This window comes from Nocardioides sp. Soil774 (assembly GCF_001428125.1).
Classification (GTDB): Bacteria; Actinomycetota; Actinomycetes; order Propionibacteriales; family Nocardioidaceae; genus Nocardioides.
Genome location: NZ_LMSM01000005.1, coordinates 133,985 through 149,903 on the forward strand (window position 1 = coordinate 133,985; position 15,919 = coordinate 149,903).

The 15,919-nt window shown below is 71.9% G+C and carries 15 protein-coding genes; 5 read left to right on the forward strand and 10 right to left on the reverse strand.

The window, feature by feature from the left end; genetic code table 11:
* Positions 1–5: 5 nt before the first annotated feature.
* Positions 6–3,734, reverse strand: a complete 3,729-nt coding sequence (metH, locus tag ASG76_RS03550; protein ID WP_157558966.1) for a methionine synthase — start codon at positions 3,732–3,734, stop codon at positions 6–8.
* A gap of 199 nt (positions 3,735–3,933) precedes the next feature.
* Here metH and ASG76_RS03555 point away from each other — a divergent pair, with 199 nt between their 5' ends.
* On the forward strand, positions 3,934–4,779 hold the full coding sequence (locus tag ASG76_RS03555; protein WP_056600196.1) for a PAC2 family protein: 846 nt from the start codon (positions 3,934–3,936) through the stop codon (positions 4,777–4,779).
* 149 nt (positions 4,780–4,928) lie between these two features.
* On the opposite strand, the gene mshC is transcribed toward ASG76_RS03555, so the two are convergent.
* The 4 genes from mshC to ASG76_RS03575 all read right to left on the reverse strand — a co-directional run bounded on the left by mshC (position 4,929) and on the right by ASG76_RS03575 (position 8,317).
* Complete coding sequence (gene mshC, locus ASG76_RS03560; protein WP_056600199.1) at positions 4,929–6,167, reverse strand: cysteine--1-D-myo-inosityl 2-amino-2-deoxy-alpha-D-glucopyranoside ligase; 1,239 nt, start codon at positions 6,165–6,167, stop codon at positions 4,929–4,931.
* 66 nt (positions 6,168–6,233) lie between these two features.
* The gene (locus ASG76_RS03565; RefSeq protein WP_321164073.1) at positions 6,234–7,001 is read right to left on the reverse strand and encodes an SCO1664 family protein; all 768 of its coding nucleotides are present in this window, start codon (positions 6,999–7,001) and stop codon (positions 6,234–6,236) included.
* Positions 6,991–7,575, reverse strand: coding sequence for a DUF3090 domain-containing protein (locus ASG76_RS03570; protein ID WP_056600986.1), 585 nt, complete (start codon positions 7,573–7,575; stop codon positions 6,991–6,993). Before ASG76_RS03570 ends, ASG76_RS03565 begins: the two co-directional genes overlap by 11 nt.
* 10 nt (positions 7,576–7,585) lie before the next feature.
* Complete coding sequence (locus ASG76_RS03575; protein ID WP_056600202.1) at positions 7,586–8,317, reverse strand: histidine phosphatase family protein; 732 nt, start codon at positions 8,315–8,317, stop codon at positions 7,586–7,588.
* A gap of 43 nt (positions 8,318–8,360) precedes the next feature.
* Here ASG76_RS03575 and corA point away from each other — a divergent pair, with 43 nt between their 5' ends.
* Both corA and ASG76_RS03585 read left to right on the forward strand, forming a co-directional pair.
* A complete protein-coding gene (corA, locus tag ASG76_RS03580) occupies positions 8,361–9,362 on the forward strand; it encodes a magnesium/cobalt transporter CorA (RefSeq protein WP_056600205.1) in 1,002 nt (333 codons plus the stop codon).
* Positions 9,353–10,603, forward strand: a complete 1,251-nt coding sequence (locus ASG76_RS03585) for an MFS transporter (protein WP_056600208.1) — start codon at positions 9,353–9,355, stop codon at positions 10,601–10,603. Before corA ends, ASG76_RS03585 begins: the two co-directional genes overlap by 10 nt.
* Here the strand turns inward: ASG76_RS03585 and ASG76_RS03590 are convergent.
* Entirely contained in the window at positions 10,569–11,390 is an 822-nt protein-coding gene (locus ASG76_RS03590; RefSeq protein ID WP_056600988.1) for an undecaprenyl-diphosphate phosphatase, read from the reverse strand. The genes ASG76_RS03585 and ASG76_RS03590 overlap by 35 nt on opposite strands.
* Before the next feature lie 67 nt (positions 11,391–11,457).
* Between ASG76_RS03590 and ASG76_RS03595 the strand changes: the two genes are divergently transcribed.
* Entirely contained in the window at positions 11,458–12,405 is a 948-nt protein-coding gene (locus tag ASG76_RS03595; protein ID WP_056600211.1) for an aldo/keto reductase, read from the forward strand.
* Positions 12,406–12,440: 35 nt separating this feature from the next.
* Positions 12,441–12,668, forward strand: a complete 228-nt coding sequence (locus tag ASG76_RS03600) for a DUF5703 family protein (RefSeq protein ID WP_056600214.1) — start codon at positions 12,441–12,443, stop codon at positions 12,666–12,668.
* 3 nt (positions 12,669–12,671) lie between these two features.
* Here the strand turns inward: ASG76_RS03600 and ASG76_RS03605 are convergent, their stop codons facing one another.
* Genes ASG76_RS03605 through ASG76_RS03620 form a run of 4 tightly spaced genes read right to left on the reverse strand, consistent with a single transcriptional unit; the run spans position 12,672 to position 15,851 of the window.
* Positions 12,672–13,136 carry a DUF427 domain-containing protein gene (locus ASG76_RS03605; RefSeq protein WP_056600219.1) on the reverse strand — a complete coding sequence of 155 codons (465 nt, stop codon included), beginning with the start codon at positions 13,134–13,136 and terminating at the stop codon, positions 12,672–12,674.
* 36 nt (positions 13,137–13,172) lie between these two features.
* Positions 13,173–13,835 (reverse strand): ribulose-phosphate 3-epimerase, encoded by a 663-nt coding sequence (rpe, locus tag ASG76_RS03610; RefSeq protein ID WP_056600221.1) that lies wholly within the window; start codon positions 13,833–13,835, stop codon positions 13,173–13,175.
* A gap of 17 nt (positions 13,836–13,852) precedes the next feature.
* Positions 13,853–14,824, reverse strand: coding sequence for a non-homologous end-joining DNA ligase (gene ligD, locus ASG76_RS03615; RefSeq protein WP_056600990.1), 972 nt, complete (start codon positions 14,822–14,824; stop codon positions 13,853–13,855).
* Between the two features lie 22 nt (positions 14,825–14,846).
* Positions 14,847–15,851 (reverse strand): hypothetical protein, encoded by a 1,005-nt coding sequence (locus tag ASG76_RS03620; protein WP_157558928.1) that lies wholly within the window; start codon positions 15,849–15,851, stop codon positions 14,847–14,849.
* Positions 15,852–15,919 lie beyond the last annotated feature (68 nt).

Genomic DNA, 15,919 nt, shown 5'->3' on the forward strand with positions numbered 1-15,919 from the left:
GCTGCTCAGTCCTCCGGGTCGTAGCCGAGGTTGGGCGAGAGCCACCGCTCGGCCTCGGCCAGGGTCCAGCCCTTGCGCTCGGCGTAGTCGGCGACCTGGTCGCGCGCGAGGCGGCCCACCACGAAGTACTGCGACTGCGGGTGGGAGTAGTAGAACCCGCTCACCGAGGCGCCCGGCCACATCGCCATCGACTCGGTCAGCGCGATGCCGGTGTGCTCCTCGACGTCGAGGAGCTCCCACAGGGTGCGCTTCTCGGTGTGCTCGGGGCAGGCGGGGTAGCCCGGCGCGGGACGGATGCCGTCGTACTGCTCCTTGATGAGCCCGACGTTGTCGAGCTGCTCGTCGGGCGCGTAGCCCCACAGCTGCTTGCGCACCTGCTCGTGCAGCCGCTCGGCGAAGGCCTCGGCGAGGCGGTCGGCGAGCGACTCCAGCAGGATCGCGTTGTAGTCGTCGAGCTCGGCGCGGAAGGCGGCGACGCGCTCCTGGACGCCGTCGCCGGCCGTCACCGCGAAGGCGCCGACGTGGTCGGGCAGCCCGGTGTGCCTGGGCGCGACGAAGTCGGCCAGCGAGCGGTTGGGCACGCCGTCGCGGTGCTCGCCCTGCTGGCGCAGGTGGTGCAGCCGGGCGTGGACCTCGGTGCGCTCGTGGTCGAGGTAGAGCTCGACGTCGTCGCCGACCGAGCTGGCCGGGAAGAACCCGACCACGCCGTGGGCGCGGATCCACTTCTCCTCGACCATCCGGTCGAGCATCTCCTGGGCGTCGTCGTAGAGCTTGCGCGCCGCGGGTCCGGAGCTGGGGTTGTTGAGGATGTCGGGGAACGCGCCCTTCATCTCCCAGGCGTTGAAGAACGGCTGCCAGTCGATGTAGCGGCGCAGCACCGTCAGGTCGTGGTCGCGCAGCACACGGACGTGCTGGGACACGCGGGTGCCGACCACCGTCGAGACCGCGTGGTCCTGCTGCAGGAGCATGCGGGGGCGCGGCGGGTGGTAGTCGGTCCAGTCGATCGGCGTGGCGTTGGCGCGGGCGTGCTCGACCGGGATCATCGGCCGGTCGTTCTTGGCCGAGTGGCGGGTGCGCAGCGAGTCGAAGTCGGCCTTCACGTCGGCCATCAGCTTGGCGCGACCGGTCTCGTGGAGCAGCGCGGCGGCGGTCGGGACGGAGCGCGACGCGTCCTTGACCCACACCACCGGTCCGTCGTACTTCGGGTCGACCTTGACCGCGGTGTGGGCCCGCGAGGTGGTGGCGCCGCCGACGAGCAGCGGGATGGTGAGGCCCTGGCGCTGCATCTCGGTGGCGAAGTTGACCATCTCGTCGAGCGAGGGCGTGATGAGCCCGGACAGCCCGATGATGTCGGCGCCGACCTCGGCCGCGGTGTCGAGGATCTTCTGCGCGGGCACCATCACACCGAGGTCGATCACCTCGTAGTTGTTGCACTGCAGCACGACGCCGACGATGTTCTTGCCGATGTCGTGGACGTCGCCCTTCACCGTGGCCATCACGATGGTGCCGTTGGTGTCCTTGGTGGTGGCGAGCGCGGGGTTGTCGAGCTTCTCCTGCTCGATGAACGGGATGAGGTAGGCCACGGCCTTCTTCATCACGCGGGCGCTCTTGACCACCTGCGGCAGGAACATCTTGCCGGCCCCGAAGAGGTCGCCGACGACGTTCATGCCGTCCATCAGCGGGCCCTCGATGACCTCGATCGGGCGGCCGCCGCGGGCGGCGATCTCCTGGCGCAGGATCTCGGTGTCGGCCTCGACGTGGGCGTCGATCCCCTTCACCAGGGCGTGGGTGATGCGCTCCTCGATCGGCAGCGCGCGCCACTCGTCCTCGCTGACCTCGACCGCCTCCGCCGAGCGGTTGTGCTCCTCGGCGATCTCGAGCAGCCGCTCCGCGGCGTCGGGCCTGCGGTTGAGCACGACGTCCTCGATGCGCGTCCGGAGCTCGGGGTCGACCTCGTCGTAGACGACGAGCGCGCCGGCGTTGACGATGCCCATGTCGAGGCCCGCGCGGATGGCGTGGAACAGGAAGACGGCGTGGATCGCCTCGCGGACCGGGTTGTTGCCGCGGAAGGAGAACGACACGTTGGAGATGCCGCCGCTGACCTTGGCGCCCGGGAGGTTGTCCTTGATCCAGCGGGTGGCCTCGATGAAGTCGAGGCCGTAGGAGGCGTGCTCCTCGATGCCCGTCGCGACCGCGAAGACGTTGGGGTCGAAGATGATGTCCTCGGGCGGGAAACCGACCTCGTCGACCAGGATCCGGTAGGCGCGCTCGCAGATCGCCTTGCGGCGCTCGAGGTTGTCGGCCTGGCCGTCCTCGTCGAACGCCATGACCACGACAGCGGCGCCGTACTTGCGGCACAGCCTGGCCTGGTCGCGGAAGGCCTGCTCGCCCTCCTTCATCGAGATCGAGTTGACGATCGCCTTGCCCTGCACGCACTTGAGGCCCGCCTCGATGACCTCCCACTTGGAGGAGTCGACCATCACGGGCACGCGGCTGATGTCGGGCTCGGCGGCGACGAGCTTGAGGAAGCGGTCCATCGCCGCGACCCCGTCGATCATGCCCTCGTCCATGTTGACGTCGATGACCTGCGCGCCCGCCTCGACCTGCTGGGCCGCGACGCTGACGGCGGTGTCGTAGTCGCCGTCCTTGATCAGCTTGCGGAAGCGCGCGGAGCCAGTGATGTTGGTGCGCTCGCCGACGTTGACGAAGAGGCTGTCGTCGTTGATCGTCAGCGGCTCGAGGCCGGAGAGCCGCATGACCGGCTGGTGCGGCACCGGCTCGCGTCGCGCCTTGCCCTCGACGGCGCCGGCGATGGCGGCGATGTGGTCGGGCGTGGTGCCGCAGCAGCCGCCGACCAGGTTGAGGAAGCCGGCCTCGGCGAACTCCGCGAGGACCGCGGCCGTCTGGTCGGGCGTCTCGTCGTACTCCCCGAAGGCGTTGGGCAGACCCGCGTTGGGGTAGACCGAGACGAACGAGTCGGCGAGGCGGGACAGCTCGGCGACGTAGGGGCGCATGTCGCGCGCGCCGAGGGCGCAGTTGAGGCCGACCGCGAGCGGACGCGCGTGGCGTACGGAGTCCCAGAAGGCCTCCGTGACCTGGCCGGAGAGGGTGCGGCCCGACGCGTCGGTGATCGTGCCGGAGATGATCACCGGCCAGCGACGGCCCTGCTCCTCGAACAGCGTCTCGACGGCGAAGATCGCGGCCTTGGCGTTGAGGGTGTCGAAGATCGTCTCGATCATCAGCAGGTCGGCACCGCCGTCGACGAGGCCGCGGGCGGCGACGAGGTAGGCCTCGGCGAGCTGGTCGAAGGACACGTTGCGGGCGCCCGGGTCGTTGACGTCGGGCGAGATCGAGGCCGTACGCGTGGTGGGGCCGAGGGCTCCAGCGACCCAGCGCGGGTGATCGGCGGTCGCGACGGCGTCCGCGGCCTCGCGGGCGAGCCGGGCGGACGCGTGGTTGAGCTCGTAGGCCAGGTCCTCGAGCCCGTAGTCGGCGAGCGAGACCGCGTTGGCGTTGAAGGTGTTGGTCTCGATGACGTCGGCGCCGGCGCGGAGGTATTCCTCGTGGATCGTGCGGATGATGTGCGGCTGCGTGATCGTCAGGAGGTCGTTGTTGCCGACCAGGTCGCTCGGGTGGTCGGCGAAGCGTTCGCCGCGGTAGCCCGCCTCGTCGGGGCGGTCGCGCTGGATCGCGGTGCCCATCGCGCCGTCCAGCACCATGATCCGCTCGCTCATGATCGCCGTGAGGGCGTCGGTGGCGTCGGGGCGGTGCTGCGGCTTCACGAGATGGGCCTTCCTCCTGCTGGAGCGGTGCGGGACGACCAGCCTAGGAACGTGGTCCGACAGGCGGACCGGGTTCCCACATGGTGGCACCCGTCGACACGGCCGACGAAATCATGGCCGCGGGCTGGGCGGCGCGCCCTAGGCTGGGGTGGTGATCGAGTTCGACGACGTGCAGGACCTGGTCTCCCCCGTGGTGATCGCCGCCTTCGAGGGCTGGAACGACGCGGCCGACGCCGCCTCCGGCCTGGTCGACCACCTGATCGAGCAGTGGGACGCCGAGGTCATCGGCGCGATCGACCCCGAGGAGTTCTACGACTTCCAGGTCAACCGCCCCATCATCTCCACCGACGTCAACGGGCACCGCCGCCTCACGTGGCCCACGACCCGCATCGCGGTCGCCCGTCCGGCCGAGCTCGAGCGCGACGTCATCCTGGTGCGCGGCATCGAGCCCAACATGAAGTGGCGCCAGTTCTGCGCCGAGCTGCTCGCCGCGTGCGACGACCTCGGCGCCGAGCTCATCGTCACCCTCGGCGCGTTGCTCGCCGACAGCCCGCACACCCGGCCGATCCCGGTCAACGGCACCGCCACCGAGCCCGAGCTGGTCGACCGGCTCAACGTCGAGCAGTCGAGCTATGAGGGCCCGACCGGCATCGTCGGCGTCTTCACCGACGCCTGCGGCCAGCTCGACATCCCCGCCGTGTCCTACTGGGCCGCGGTCCCCCACTACGTCGCCCAGCCGCCGTGCCCCAAGGCCACCCTCGCCCTGCTCGGCCAGCTCGAGGAGCTGCTGCAGGCGCCGATGCCACTGGGCGACCTCCCCGAGGACGCCAAGGCCTGGGAGCGTGGCGTCGACGAGCTCGCCGCGGAGGACGAGGACGTCGCCGACTACGTCCGCGCCCTCGAGGAGACCCGCGACACCGCCGACCTCCCCGAGGCCAGCGGCGAGGCGATCGCGCGGGAGTTCGAGCGCTACCTCAAGCGCCGCGACACCGACTGAGCCTCTGCTGGGCCGGTGGCCCAGCCACATTTCCGCTTGCTCGAGTGTGGGTGGACCACCGCTGCCGTCGGCGTACGGCCTGGGGCGGTGCGTGAGGCGAGCTCCGACGCTCGAGAAGTCGCCTCACACACCGCCCAACCGGGCGTACGTCAGAGCGACAGGCCGAGCGCGGCGTCGAGCAGCCGGTGGACGGTCGCGGCGGCCTCGCGGTCGGAGGTGTCGGCCAGGCCCGTGGTGCCGAGCGTGGCGTCGACCCACTCCTGGACCGCGGCCACCGCGGTGGGGGCGTCGAGGTCGTCGGCGAGCGCGGCGAGCACCCGCTCGACCAGGGCCGCGGAGTCGGCCCCGGCTCCGAGCGCGAGGGCGCGGCGCCAGGCGGCGAGGGTGTCGACGGCGTCCCAGAGCTGGTCGTCGGTCCACTCCCAGTCGGTGCGGTAGTGGTGGCGCAGCAGCACGAGGCGGATCGCCATCGGGTCGACGTCGCTGAGGCGCAACGCGGAGACGAAGACCAGGTTGCCCTTGGACTTCGACATCTTCTCGCCGTCGTAGGCGACCATCCCGGCGTGGGCGTAGACGCGGGCGAAACGCTCACCGGGGTGCGCAACCTGTCCGTGGCCCGCCGACATCTCGTGGTGGGGGAAGACGAGGTCGCTGCCGCCGCCCTGCACGTCGAAGGCGGTGCCGAGGTGGTCGAGCGCGATCGCGGTGCACTCGACGTGCCAGCCGGGCCGCCCGGGGCCGAACGGGCTCTCCCAGGCGGGCTCGCCCGGGCGCTCGGCGCGCCAGAGCAGGCAGTCGAGCGGGTCCTTCTTGCCCTCGCGGTCGGGGTCGCCGCCGCGCTCGGGGAAGATCTGCAGCATGGTCTCGCGGTCGAAGCCGGAGACGGAGCCGAAGGCGTCGTCGGCGGTGACGGAGAAGTAGAGGTCGTCCTCGACCCGGTAGACCGCGCCCGCCTCGTCGAGGCGCTGGATGAGCTCGATGACCTGCGGGATGGACTCGACGGCACCGATGTAGTGCGCCGGCGGCAGCACCCGCAGCGCCTCCATGTCGTCGCGGAACAGCTGGGTCTCGCGCTCGGCGAGCTCGCGCCAGTCGACCTTGACCTTGTCCGCGCGCTCGAGCAGCGGGTCGTCGACGTCGGTGACGTTCTGGACATAGGTCACCTCGTGCCCGGCGTTGCGCCAGGCACGGTGCAGCAGGTCGAAGCCGACGTAGGTCGCGGCGTGGCCCATGTGGGTGGCGTCGTAGGGGGTGATGCCGCAGACGTAGAAGCGCGCGGGCCCCTCAGGCCGGGTCTCGACGACGCTGCCGGTCGAGGTGTCGTGGAGCCGCACGGCGGGTCCGGTCACGGGCAGTCGGGGAACGTCGGGGGACGACCAGGCACGCATGTCATGACCCTAGCGGGGCGCGAGGAACGAGCGCACAGCATGGGTCAGGAGGTTGAGCAAGCCACGCTAGAAGGGCGGCCAGGGGATGACGGGGTACGACGACGAGGCCGGGCCGGGGAACTCCCCGCGGGCGAGCAGCCGCTGCACGCGGCGCACCGTCGTGGCGACCTCCTCCTCGGCGAGGAGGTCGGCGAGCGTCGCACCCAGGGCGCCGTCGAGCGCCGCCGCGAGCCGTTCGAGGCCGGCGCGCTCGTCGGCGTCGATCGGCTCACCGACGAAGCCCCACAGCACGGTGCGCAGCTTGTGCTCGACGTGGAAGGTGAGGCCGTGGTCGACCCCGTGGCGGTGCCCGTCGGGCATCGGCAGCACGTGGCCGCCCTTGCGGTCGGCGTTGTTGGCGACGACGTCGAAGAGCGCCATCCGGCGCAGGGGCGCGGAGTCCTCGTGGACCAGCGAGACCGGCTGGTCGTGGGCGTCGAGGCCGTCGAAGACGTGGCGGAAGCCCTCGGGCACCTCCCCCTCGGCGACGATGTCGACCGGTGAGGCGTCCCCGACCTCGTCGCGCCACAGCTGGACCATGCCCGGTCCGTGCGGCCCGTCGCCGAGGACGGTCGGAGGGACGACGTCCCAGCCGAGCGCCTCCGAGACGGCGTACGCCGACACCTCGCGCGCCGCGAGCGTGTGGTCGGGGAAGTCCCACAGGGGCCGCTCCCCCGCGATCGGCTTGTAGACCACGCGCACCCCGCCGAGCTCGCCGACGAAGGTGGCGTTGGAGGCGGGCAGGACCCGGCCGTGGAGCGTGAGCTCGCCGGTCGGGAAGGCGTCAGGGATCACGGCGCTTGAAGCCGTTGGCCCGCACGCACAGGTGTCCGTCGGGGTCGATCGGTTCGCCGCAGAACGGGCAGTCGGGTCGCCCCGCGCCGATGACGGTGCGCGAGCGCTCGACGAAGGAGCGCGCTGCGGCGGCGGTGATCCGGACGAGGAAGATCTCCTCCGGCTCGGGCTCGAGCAGGTCCTCCAGGTCCTCCTGGAGCTGCTCGGGCGAGACCACTGCGGCCTCGGTGAAGGGGAAGACCTCGATGACGACGCGCTCGTCAGCCGCGTCCCACGACAGCGTCATCGTGCCGGCGCGGAACTCCTCCTCGATCGGCTGCTCGAGAGGCCGGTTGTCGGTGAGGTCGCGCGGCGCGATGGCCGGGATCAGCACCTCGTCGCCGGCCGCGCGCATGAGCTCGTCGAGCAGCTCGTCGACGCGCTCGGCGAGCGCCTGCACCTGCTGCTTCTCCAAGGAGACGCTGATCAGCCTGGTGCCCTCGCGGGCCTGCAGGAAGAAGGTGCGCTGGCCGGGCTCGCCAACGGTGCCGGCGACGAAGCGCTCGGGCGGGTCGAAGCGGTGCACGACGGGCATGTCACTCACCCTAGGAGGTCGCTGTCTGCGTGTCGGTGCGGCCCTGCGGGCCGGCTCCTCCGCCGACGTCCGCGTCCGTGCTGCGCCGCCGCCGCGCCTTCTTCGGCGGGGTCAGCCACGACAGGTCGCCGGCGTGGGTGTTGGTGCCGAGCACGAAGGGTCGCGTCTCGGTGTAGCGCACCACCGAGACCGAGGCGGGGTCGACGTGGATGCGCTGGAAGAGGTCGAGGTGGGTGCCGAGGGCGTCGGCGAGGATCGACTTGATCACGTCGCCGTGGCTCACGGCCAGCCACACCGCGTCGTCGCCGTGCTCGGCCGAGACGCGGGCGTCGTGACGCCGGATCGCGGCGACCGCGCGGTCCTGCATGGCGCGCATCGACTCCCCACCGGGGAAGGTCGCAGCAGACGGCTGTGACTGCACCACCTTCCAGAGCTTCTCCTTGGCCAGGTCCTTGAGGGGGCGTCCCTGCCACTCGCCGTAGTCGCACTCGGAGAGCTGCTTGTCGGTGGTGGGGCGCAGCGGCCCCGCCTGCGGGCGGGTGATCTCGCGGCACGTCTCGCGGCACCGCTCCAGCGGGCTCGTCACCGCCGCGGAGAGGCGTACGTCGGCGAGCCGGGCACCGACTGCGGCCGCCTGCTGCACGCCCGCGTCGTCGAGGTGGACACCGGGCAGGCGTCCGGCCAGCACACCGGTCGCGTTGGCCGTCGAGCGGCCGTGCCTGACGAGGATGACGGTTGCCATGTCGCGACACTAGCGGGGCGTCCACAGGGTCTAGCCTGACCCGGTGATCGTGGACAACGCCCTCTACCACCGCGGCCAGCGGGTGCCGCTCGGCGAGGGCGACCAGAGCCTGGGACACGCGCGGGTGCCCTGCGACCCGGGCGACTTCCAGTGGATCGGCATCCACGACCCCAGCCCCGACGAGCTCCGGCTCATCGCCGACACCTTCGACCTGCACCCCCTCGCGGTGGAGGACGCCGGCGACTCCCACCAGCGGCCCAAGCTCGAGCACTACGGGGACACGTTGTTCCTGGTGCTCAAGACGCTCTGGTACGTCGACGAGGAGGACGCGGTCGAGACCGGCGAGATCAACATCTTCGTCGGGCGCGACTTCGTCGTCACGGTCCGCCACGGCCAGGGCATCGACCTCGCGGAGTCGCGCCGCGATCTCGAGCAGCGCGCGCAGGTGCTCGAGCACGGCCCGATGGGCGTCATGTACGCCATCTGCGACCGCGTCGTCGACGAGTACGAGAAGGTCGGCGCCGCCCTCGAGGAGGACGTCGACGAGGTCGAGGAGTCCGTCTTCTCCCCCGCCCGCACCGACGACTCCACCCGCATCTACGTCCTCAAGCGCGAGATCGCCGAGGTGCGCCGCGCGGTGATGCCGTTGCGTGAGCCGATGCGGAAGTTCTCCCTGCACTCCGACACCGTCCCCACGATCCGCACCCCCATCCCGATCACGGCCGAGACCGCGACGTACTTCCGCGACGTCGCCGACCACCTCCAGCGCGTCTCGGAGGTCATCGACAGCCTCGACGTGCTGCTCTCGACGGCGTTCGACGGCCACCTGGCCCGGATCTCGGTGCAGCAGAACGAGGACATGCGCAAGATCTCCGCGGGCGCCGCGCTCGTGGTGGTGCCGACGCTGATCGCCGGTGTCTACGGCATGAACTTCACCCACATGCCCGAGCTCGACTGGACCTACGGATACCCGTTCGCGCTGCTGCTGATGGCGGGGGTCGCCGCCGGGCTCTTCGCCCTGTTCAAGAAGTCGGGGTGGCTGTGACGCAGTCCTCCCGCGACCGGGCGCCCACCGCCTGGCGCGTGGTGTGGTGGTTCGGCTTCGTCAGCCTCTCCGCCGACATGGTCTACGAGGGTGCGCGCTCAGTCTACGGCCCTCTGCTCGCCGCCCTCGGGGCATCCGCCGTCGTGGTCGGCCTGGTCACCGGCGCCGGGGAGGCGGTGGCGCTCGTGCTGCGCCTGGCCTTCGGCCCGATCGCCGACCGCACCGGTCGCTACTGGTCGCTGACGATCCTCGGCTACGGCCTCACCGCCGTGTGCGTGCCGCTCCTCGCGTTGTCGCCGCGGCTCGGCACGGCGGGCCTCGCGTTCGCCGCGACGATGATCCTCCTCGAGCGGCTCGGCAAGGCGGTGCGCTCACCGTCGAAGTCGGCCCTGCTCGCCCACGTGGCCAGCGCGGTCGGTCGCGGGCGCGGGTTCGGCGTCCACAAGGCGCTCGACCAGGTGGGGGCCTTCGCCGGCCCGCTCGTGGTCGCCGCGGTCGTCGCCGCGAGCTCGCTGTGGGCCGGCATGGCCGTGCTGGCCGTGCCGGGGGCGATCGCGATGGTGCTGCTGCTGACGCTGCGCCGACGTGTGCCCGACCCCAGCGTGTACGACGACGAGCCGGCGCACGCGATCCCGACGGACGAGGCCCCGCGGGGCTGGTGGGCCGAGGCCGTCGGCGCAGGCCTGTCGGGCGACTTCTTCCGCTACGCCGTGGCCGCGTCGCTCACCACCGGCGCGCTGGTGACCTTCGGCATCATCGGCTACCACCTCACCGTCGAGGGGCTGCTCCCGGTCGCGGCCGTGCCGATCGTCTACGCCGGCGCGATGGCCGTGGAGGCCGTCGCGGCCCTGATCGTCGGCACGATCTACGACCGCACCGGGACCCGCGTCCTGCTCGTCGTGCCGGTGCTGGTGGCCCTGGTCCCGGCGCTCGCGCTCAGCTCGGCGCTCGTGGCCGTGCTCGCAGGTGTCGTGGCGTGGGGCTTCGCGCAGGGCGTCCAGGACTCCACCGTCAAGGCGGTCGTCGCCGAGCTGGTGGAGGCCCCGCGGCGGGCGACGGCGTACGGCGTCTTCGCGGGGATCCAGGGCCTTCTGGCGATCGTCGGCGGCGTCGGCGCGGGGTGGCTCTACGAGCGCTCGCTGCCCGCGCTGGTGGCCGTGGTGGCGATCACGCAGGCCGTGGCCCTGCTCCTGCTGCTCGACACGTTCAGGCGCTCAGGACTCCGGCGCCGAGCAGGATGAGCGTGCCGGCACCCAGCACGATCCGGTAGACGACGAACGGCGTGTAGGACCGGGTGCTGACGTAGCGCAGCAGCCAGGCGATCGCGGCGTAGCCCACCACGAACGACACGACGGTGCCGACGAGGGTCGGCCCCCAGCCGAAGTCGTTGTGGCCGTCCGGGATGTCCTTGAGCTCGAAGATCCCCGCGCCCACGACGGCAGGGATGGCCAGCAGGAAGGCGAAGCGCGTCGCGGCCTCCCGGTCGAAGCCGAGGAAGCGACCCATCGAGATCGTGGCGCCGGAGCGTGAGACGCCCGGGATCAGCGCGAGTGCCTGGGCGGCACCCATCAGCACCGCGTCCTTCATGGTGAGCCTGCTGATCGCGCGGTCGGTGCGGCCGACCCGGTCGGCGATGCCGAGCACCACCCCCAGCACGATGAGCGTGCAGCCGATGATCCAGAGGTTGCGGAAGTCGCGCTCGATGACGTCCTTGAGCAGCACCCCGAGCACCACGATCGGCAGCGAGCCGACGATGACGTACCACCCCATCCGGGCGTCGAGCGTGCCGCGGTACTCCGGGCGGAACAGCGAGCGCACCCACGCGTTGCCGATGCGCCAGATGTCCTTGCGGAAGTAGATGAGCACGGCGAGCTCGGTGCCGATCTGGATGACCGCCGTGAACGCCGCGCCCGGGTCTCCCCAGCCGAACAGCTCGGGGAAGATCCGCAGGTGCGCGCTGCTGGAGATCGGCAGGAACTCGGTGAGTCCCTGGATGACACCGAGGACCACGGCCTTGAGGAGATCGATCACAGGTCAGGAGCCTACGGGCGAGTCACCGCTGGTCCGCGCAGGACCCGTGGCTACTCTCACCTCCATGCAGCAGCGTTGCGTCGGTGCCACCGGCCTGAAGGTCTCCCGGCTCGGCCTCGGCACCATGACCTGGGGCCGCGACACCGACGAGCACGAGGCCCGCGACCAGCTGATCGCGTTCGCCGAGGCGGGCGGCACGCTCCTCGACACCGCGGCCGGCTACGGCGACGGTGCCAGCGAGGAGCTGATCGGCACCCTGATCGGCGACGTCGTGGCCCGCGACGAGGTGGTCCTGGCGACCAAGGCCGGCATCTCGCGGCGTACGGGCGAGCGGGTCACCGACACCTCGCGCGGCCACCTGCTGTCCACCCTCGACGCCTCCCTGGCGCGCCTCGGCGTCGACCACGTCGACCTGTGGCAGGTGCACGTCTGGACCGACGAGACCCCGGTCGAGGAGACGCTCTCGGCGCTCGAGCTCGCCGTGTCGTCCGGGCGCGCGTCCTACGTCGGCATCTCCAACTACACCGGCTGGCAGACCGCGCAGGCCGCGACCTGGCAGCGCGCCGTGCCGGGTCGCACTCCCCTGGCGTCCACCCAGGTGGAGTACTCCCTGCTCAACCGCCAGGTGGAGCACGAGGTCGTCCCCGCTGCCCAGGCCCTCGGCCTCGGCGTCCTGCCGTGGTCGCCGTTGGGCCGCGGCGTGCTGACCGGCAAGTACCGCACCGGTACGCCGTCCGACTCGCGCGCGGCGACCGAGCACTTCGCCCGCTTCGTCGGCACCTACCTCGACGAGCGCGGCCGCGGGATCGTCGAGGCGGTGGCCCGCGCCGCCGACGGCCTGGGCTGGTCGCCCCTGGAGGTGTCGCTCGTGTGGGTGCGCGACCGGCCGGGCGTCACCGCGCCCATCGTCGGCGCCCGCACCGCGGCCCAGCTCGACGGCGCGCTGGGCATCGAGGAGCTGACCCTCCCCCCGGAGATCGTGGCAGCCCTCGACGACGTCTCGGCAGACTGACACCCGACCGCCCCTCGAGAGACGGGAGACCGCACATGGCCAGGATCCAGCGACGCCCGCCCGGGCGCGGGATCGAGTGGGAGTTCGAGACCCTCGTCCTGCCCAAGGACTTCTCGCGCAACGTCGTCACCCGCCTGCTCGTCGAGCGCGCCGAGCACGGCGGCTGGGAGCTCGACCGGTTGCGCATCGGCAACGACGGCAAGCGCCGTGTGGTGCTGCGCCGCAAGATCATCCGTCAGCGGCTGACCCTCTTCGCGGGCTGAGCGCTACCAGCCCGACGTGCCCGGCGCGCCCTTGAACGGTCCGGTCACCCGCGAGGTGATCCAGCCTCCGTAGAAGCTGCCCGGCTGCGGCTGCACGACCTCGCCGTCGACGGTGCACTGATCCACCCGACCGGGGTAGAGCGCGACGTGGTCGGCCAGCGCCTCGAAGCCCTGCGACGGCGTGGGGTAGGTCCACGCGATCGCCGGCAGGACCTCGTCGCCCACGACGAGGTCGAGGTAGGCCGCCTGGCCCTTCCACTCGCACCACGACGCGCCCTCGCCGGGTCGGAGCACGCCGTCGGCGAAGGCGCTGCGGGGCAGGTAGTACGTCGGCGGGTGGCTGGTCTCCAGCACCCGCAGGCTCGCGGTGGTGTCGGCGACGACGACGCCGGTGTGCGTCACGACGACGTGCTCGCTGCTCGGCTCGACGCGGGGTGGGCGGGGGTAGTCCCACACGGACTCGGTCATGGCTCGACCCTACGGACGCCGCGCAACCTCGCGGGCTCAGCCGGCGACGGCCTCGGCACGGGCCTTCAGCTCGCGCACCATCGCATCGGGGTCGTCGGCCGAGTAGACGGCCGAGCCGGCCACGAAGACGTCCGCGCCGGCCTCGGCGCAGCGCTCGATGGTCTCCAGCGACACCCCGCCGTCGACCTGGAGCCAGGTCTCGACGCCGTGCTTGCGCATCAGCTCGCGCGCCGTGCGGATCTTCGGCAGGCACAGGTCGAGGAACTTCTGGCCGCCGAAGCCCGGCTCGACGGTCATGACCAGCACCATGTCGAGCTCGGGCAGCAGCGCCTCGTAGGGCTCGATCGGGGTCGCAGGCTTGAGGGCCATCGACGCGCGGGCGCCCTGCGCGCGGATCTCACGCGCCAGGCGGACGGGGGCCTTCGCCGCCTCGGCATGGAAGGTGACCGAGCCGCAGCCCGCCTCGGCGTACGCCGGTGCCCACCGGTCCGCGTCCTCGATCATCAGGTGCGCGTCGAGCGGCTGGGTGGCGTGCTTGCTGAGCGCCTCGATCACCGGCAGCCCGAGGGTGAGGTTGGGGACGAAGTGGTTGTCCATCACGTCGACGTGCACCCAGTCGGCGCTCGGGATGCGCGCGACCTCGTCGGCGAGGCGCGAGAGGTCGGCGTTGAGGATGCTCGGAGTGATCTGGATGCCCACGGGGGCGATCCTAGGACCTACGCCTCGTCCGGCTCCGGCGGCGTCGCCGCGCCCTCCGCCTCGTCACGCGCGGCCCACTCCAGCAGTGGCGCGATGTCGAACGGGTGGTCGTCGATGTCGGCGTGCAGGTCGCCGACCTCGCCGTAGCGCTCCGGCATCGTGAAGATCGTGAAGTCGTTGGGCGAGCAGTCATCGATCTCGTCCCAGCGCACGGGTGCGGACACGCGCGCCTCCGGCACGCCGCGCACGGAGTAGGCCGCGGCGATGGTGTGGTCGCGCGCGTTCTGGTTGTAGTCGACGAAGAGCTGGGCCGGGTCGCGGTCCTTGCGCCACCACGCGGTGGTCACCTCTCCCCCGGCCCTGCGCTCGACCTCGCGCGCGAACGCCAGCGCACCACGGCGTACGTCCGCAAAGCCGTGGTCGGGCGGGATCCGCACGTAGACGTGCAGCCCCGAGCCGCCGCTGGTCTTGGGGAAGCCGACGGCGCCGAGCTCGTCGAGCACCTCGTGCGCCACGTGGGCGACGCGCTGCACCGTGGCCCAGTCGCACTCCGGGCCCGGGTCGAGGTCGATGCGCCACTCGTCGGGCTTCTCGGTGTCGGCGCGCCGGCTGTTCCACGGGTGGAACTCCACGGTCGACATCTGCACCGCCCAGACGACGCTGGCGAGCTCGGTGACGCACAGCTCGTCGGCCGTGCGCTTCCAGCGGGGGAAGAACAGCTGCACGGTCTCCACCCAGTCGGGGGCGCCCGCAGGCAGGCGCTTCTGGTGCACCTTGTCGCCGGCCAGGCCCTTGGGGAACCGGTGCAGCATGCACGGCCGCTCGAACAGCGCGTTGACGATGCCGTCGCCGACCGCCAGGTAGTAGTGGACGAGGTCGAGCTTCGTCGCCTCGGGACGACCTGCGTGCGCCGGGAAGTAGACCCGGTCGGGGTTGGTCACCTTGACGACGCGGTCGTCGACCTCGACCTCGGTGAACGGTGACGGCATCACCCGAGCCTAGCGACGCGGGCTACTTCTTCGCTGCGTCCGGCGTCGGCGTGGGCGCTGGTTCGGGTGTCGCCTGCTCGACGGTGACGGTCACCGGCTCCGACCAACCCTCGTCGGCGTACTGGCCCTCGGGGCGGTGCCAGCGGAGCTCGGTGGTCTCCGTGACGGGTACGACGACGCGCGCGACGCCCTGCGCGTCGGCGAGGACCGCGGTGCCGAGCGGCGCCCACTGTCCGCCCGGGGCGCGCGACTCGAGGACCAGCGGGTCGCCGGTGAGGCGCCCGGCGCCGTCGGTGACGCGGCCGGTGACGGTGACCTGGTCGCCGGCGGCGACCTGCGACCGGTCGAGCGCGACGGTGGTGGTCAGTGCGAGGCCCTCGAAGTCGAACGTCGAGCCCGAGGCGCGGACGGCGTCGAGGTTGAACGCACGGGCGTCGCAGCCGAAGCCGGTCACGGCGAAGCCCGCGCCGTCACCGTGCTCCGCGATGAACGCGGTGGTCGTCGCGGAGCCCGCGGGCGACAGCGGTGACTGCGTGGCCAGGTCGACCAGGGACCAGTCGTAGGTGAGGTCGGCCGCGGAGACGGTCATCCACGCCCCCGCCGGCACGCTGGTGCTCGCCCGGCCGCTCCACGCGGTGCCGGGCGGGCTGGTGGGTGTGACCACCACGACGTAGGAGACCCCGCTGGTGCCCCCGGTCGCGGCGACCGACAGGGTGGTGTCGAGCGCGGAGAGGGACTCGAAGCCGGTGTAGGGACCCGAGGCGGTGCCGGGGCCGGACGGCACGAGGCCGAGGGAGCGGCGCCCCAGCGGGGCGGCGTACGGGCCCAGGTTGAGCCGCGACCGCGGCGCGGTGGTCGCACCGAGGAGGCTCTCGCACCCGACGTAGGTCATGAAGACGTCGGCGTCGCCGGTGGCGGGCCCGTCCACGGTCCGGGTGCCGTCGGCCTGGGCGGGCGCGGCGCTGAGGGCGGTCATCAGGCAGGTGGCGGCCAGTCCCGTCACGGTGGCCGTCGCTGTGGTGCGCACGTGCATTCCTGTGTTCCTGCTCCCCGTGTCAGCCGGCACCCCTCCGGTGCCTGCTGGTGCACCCCATC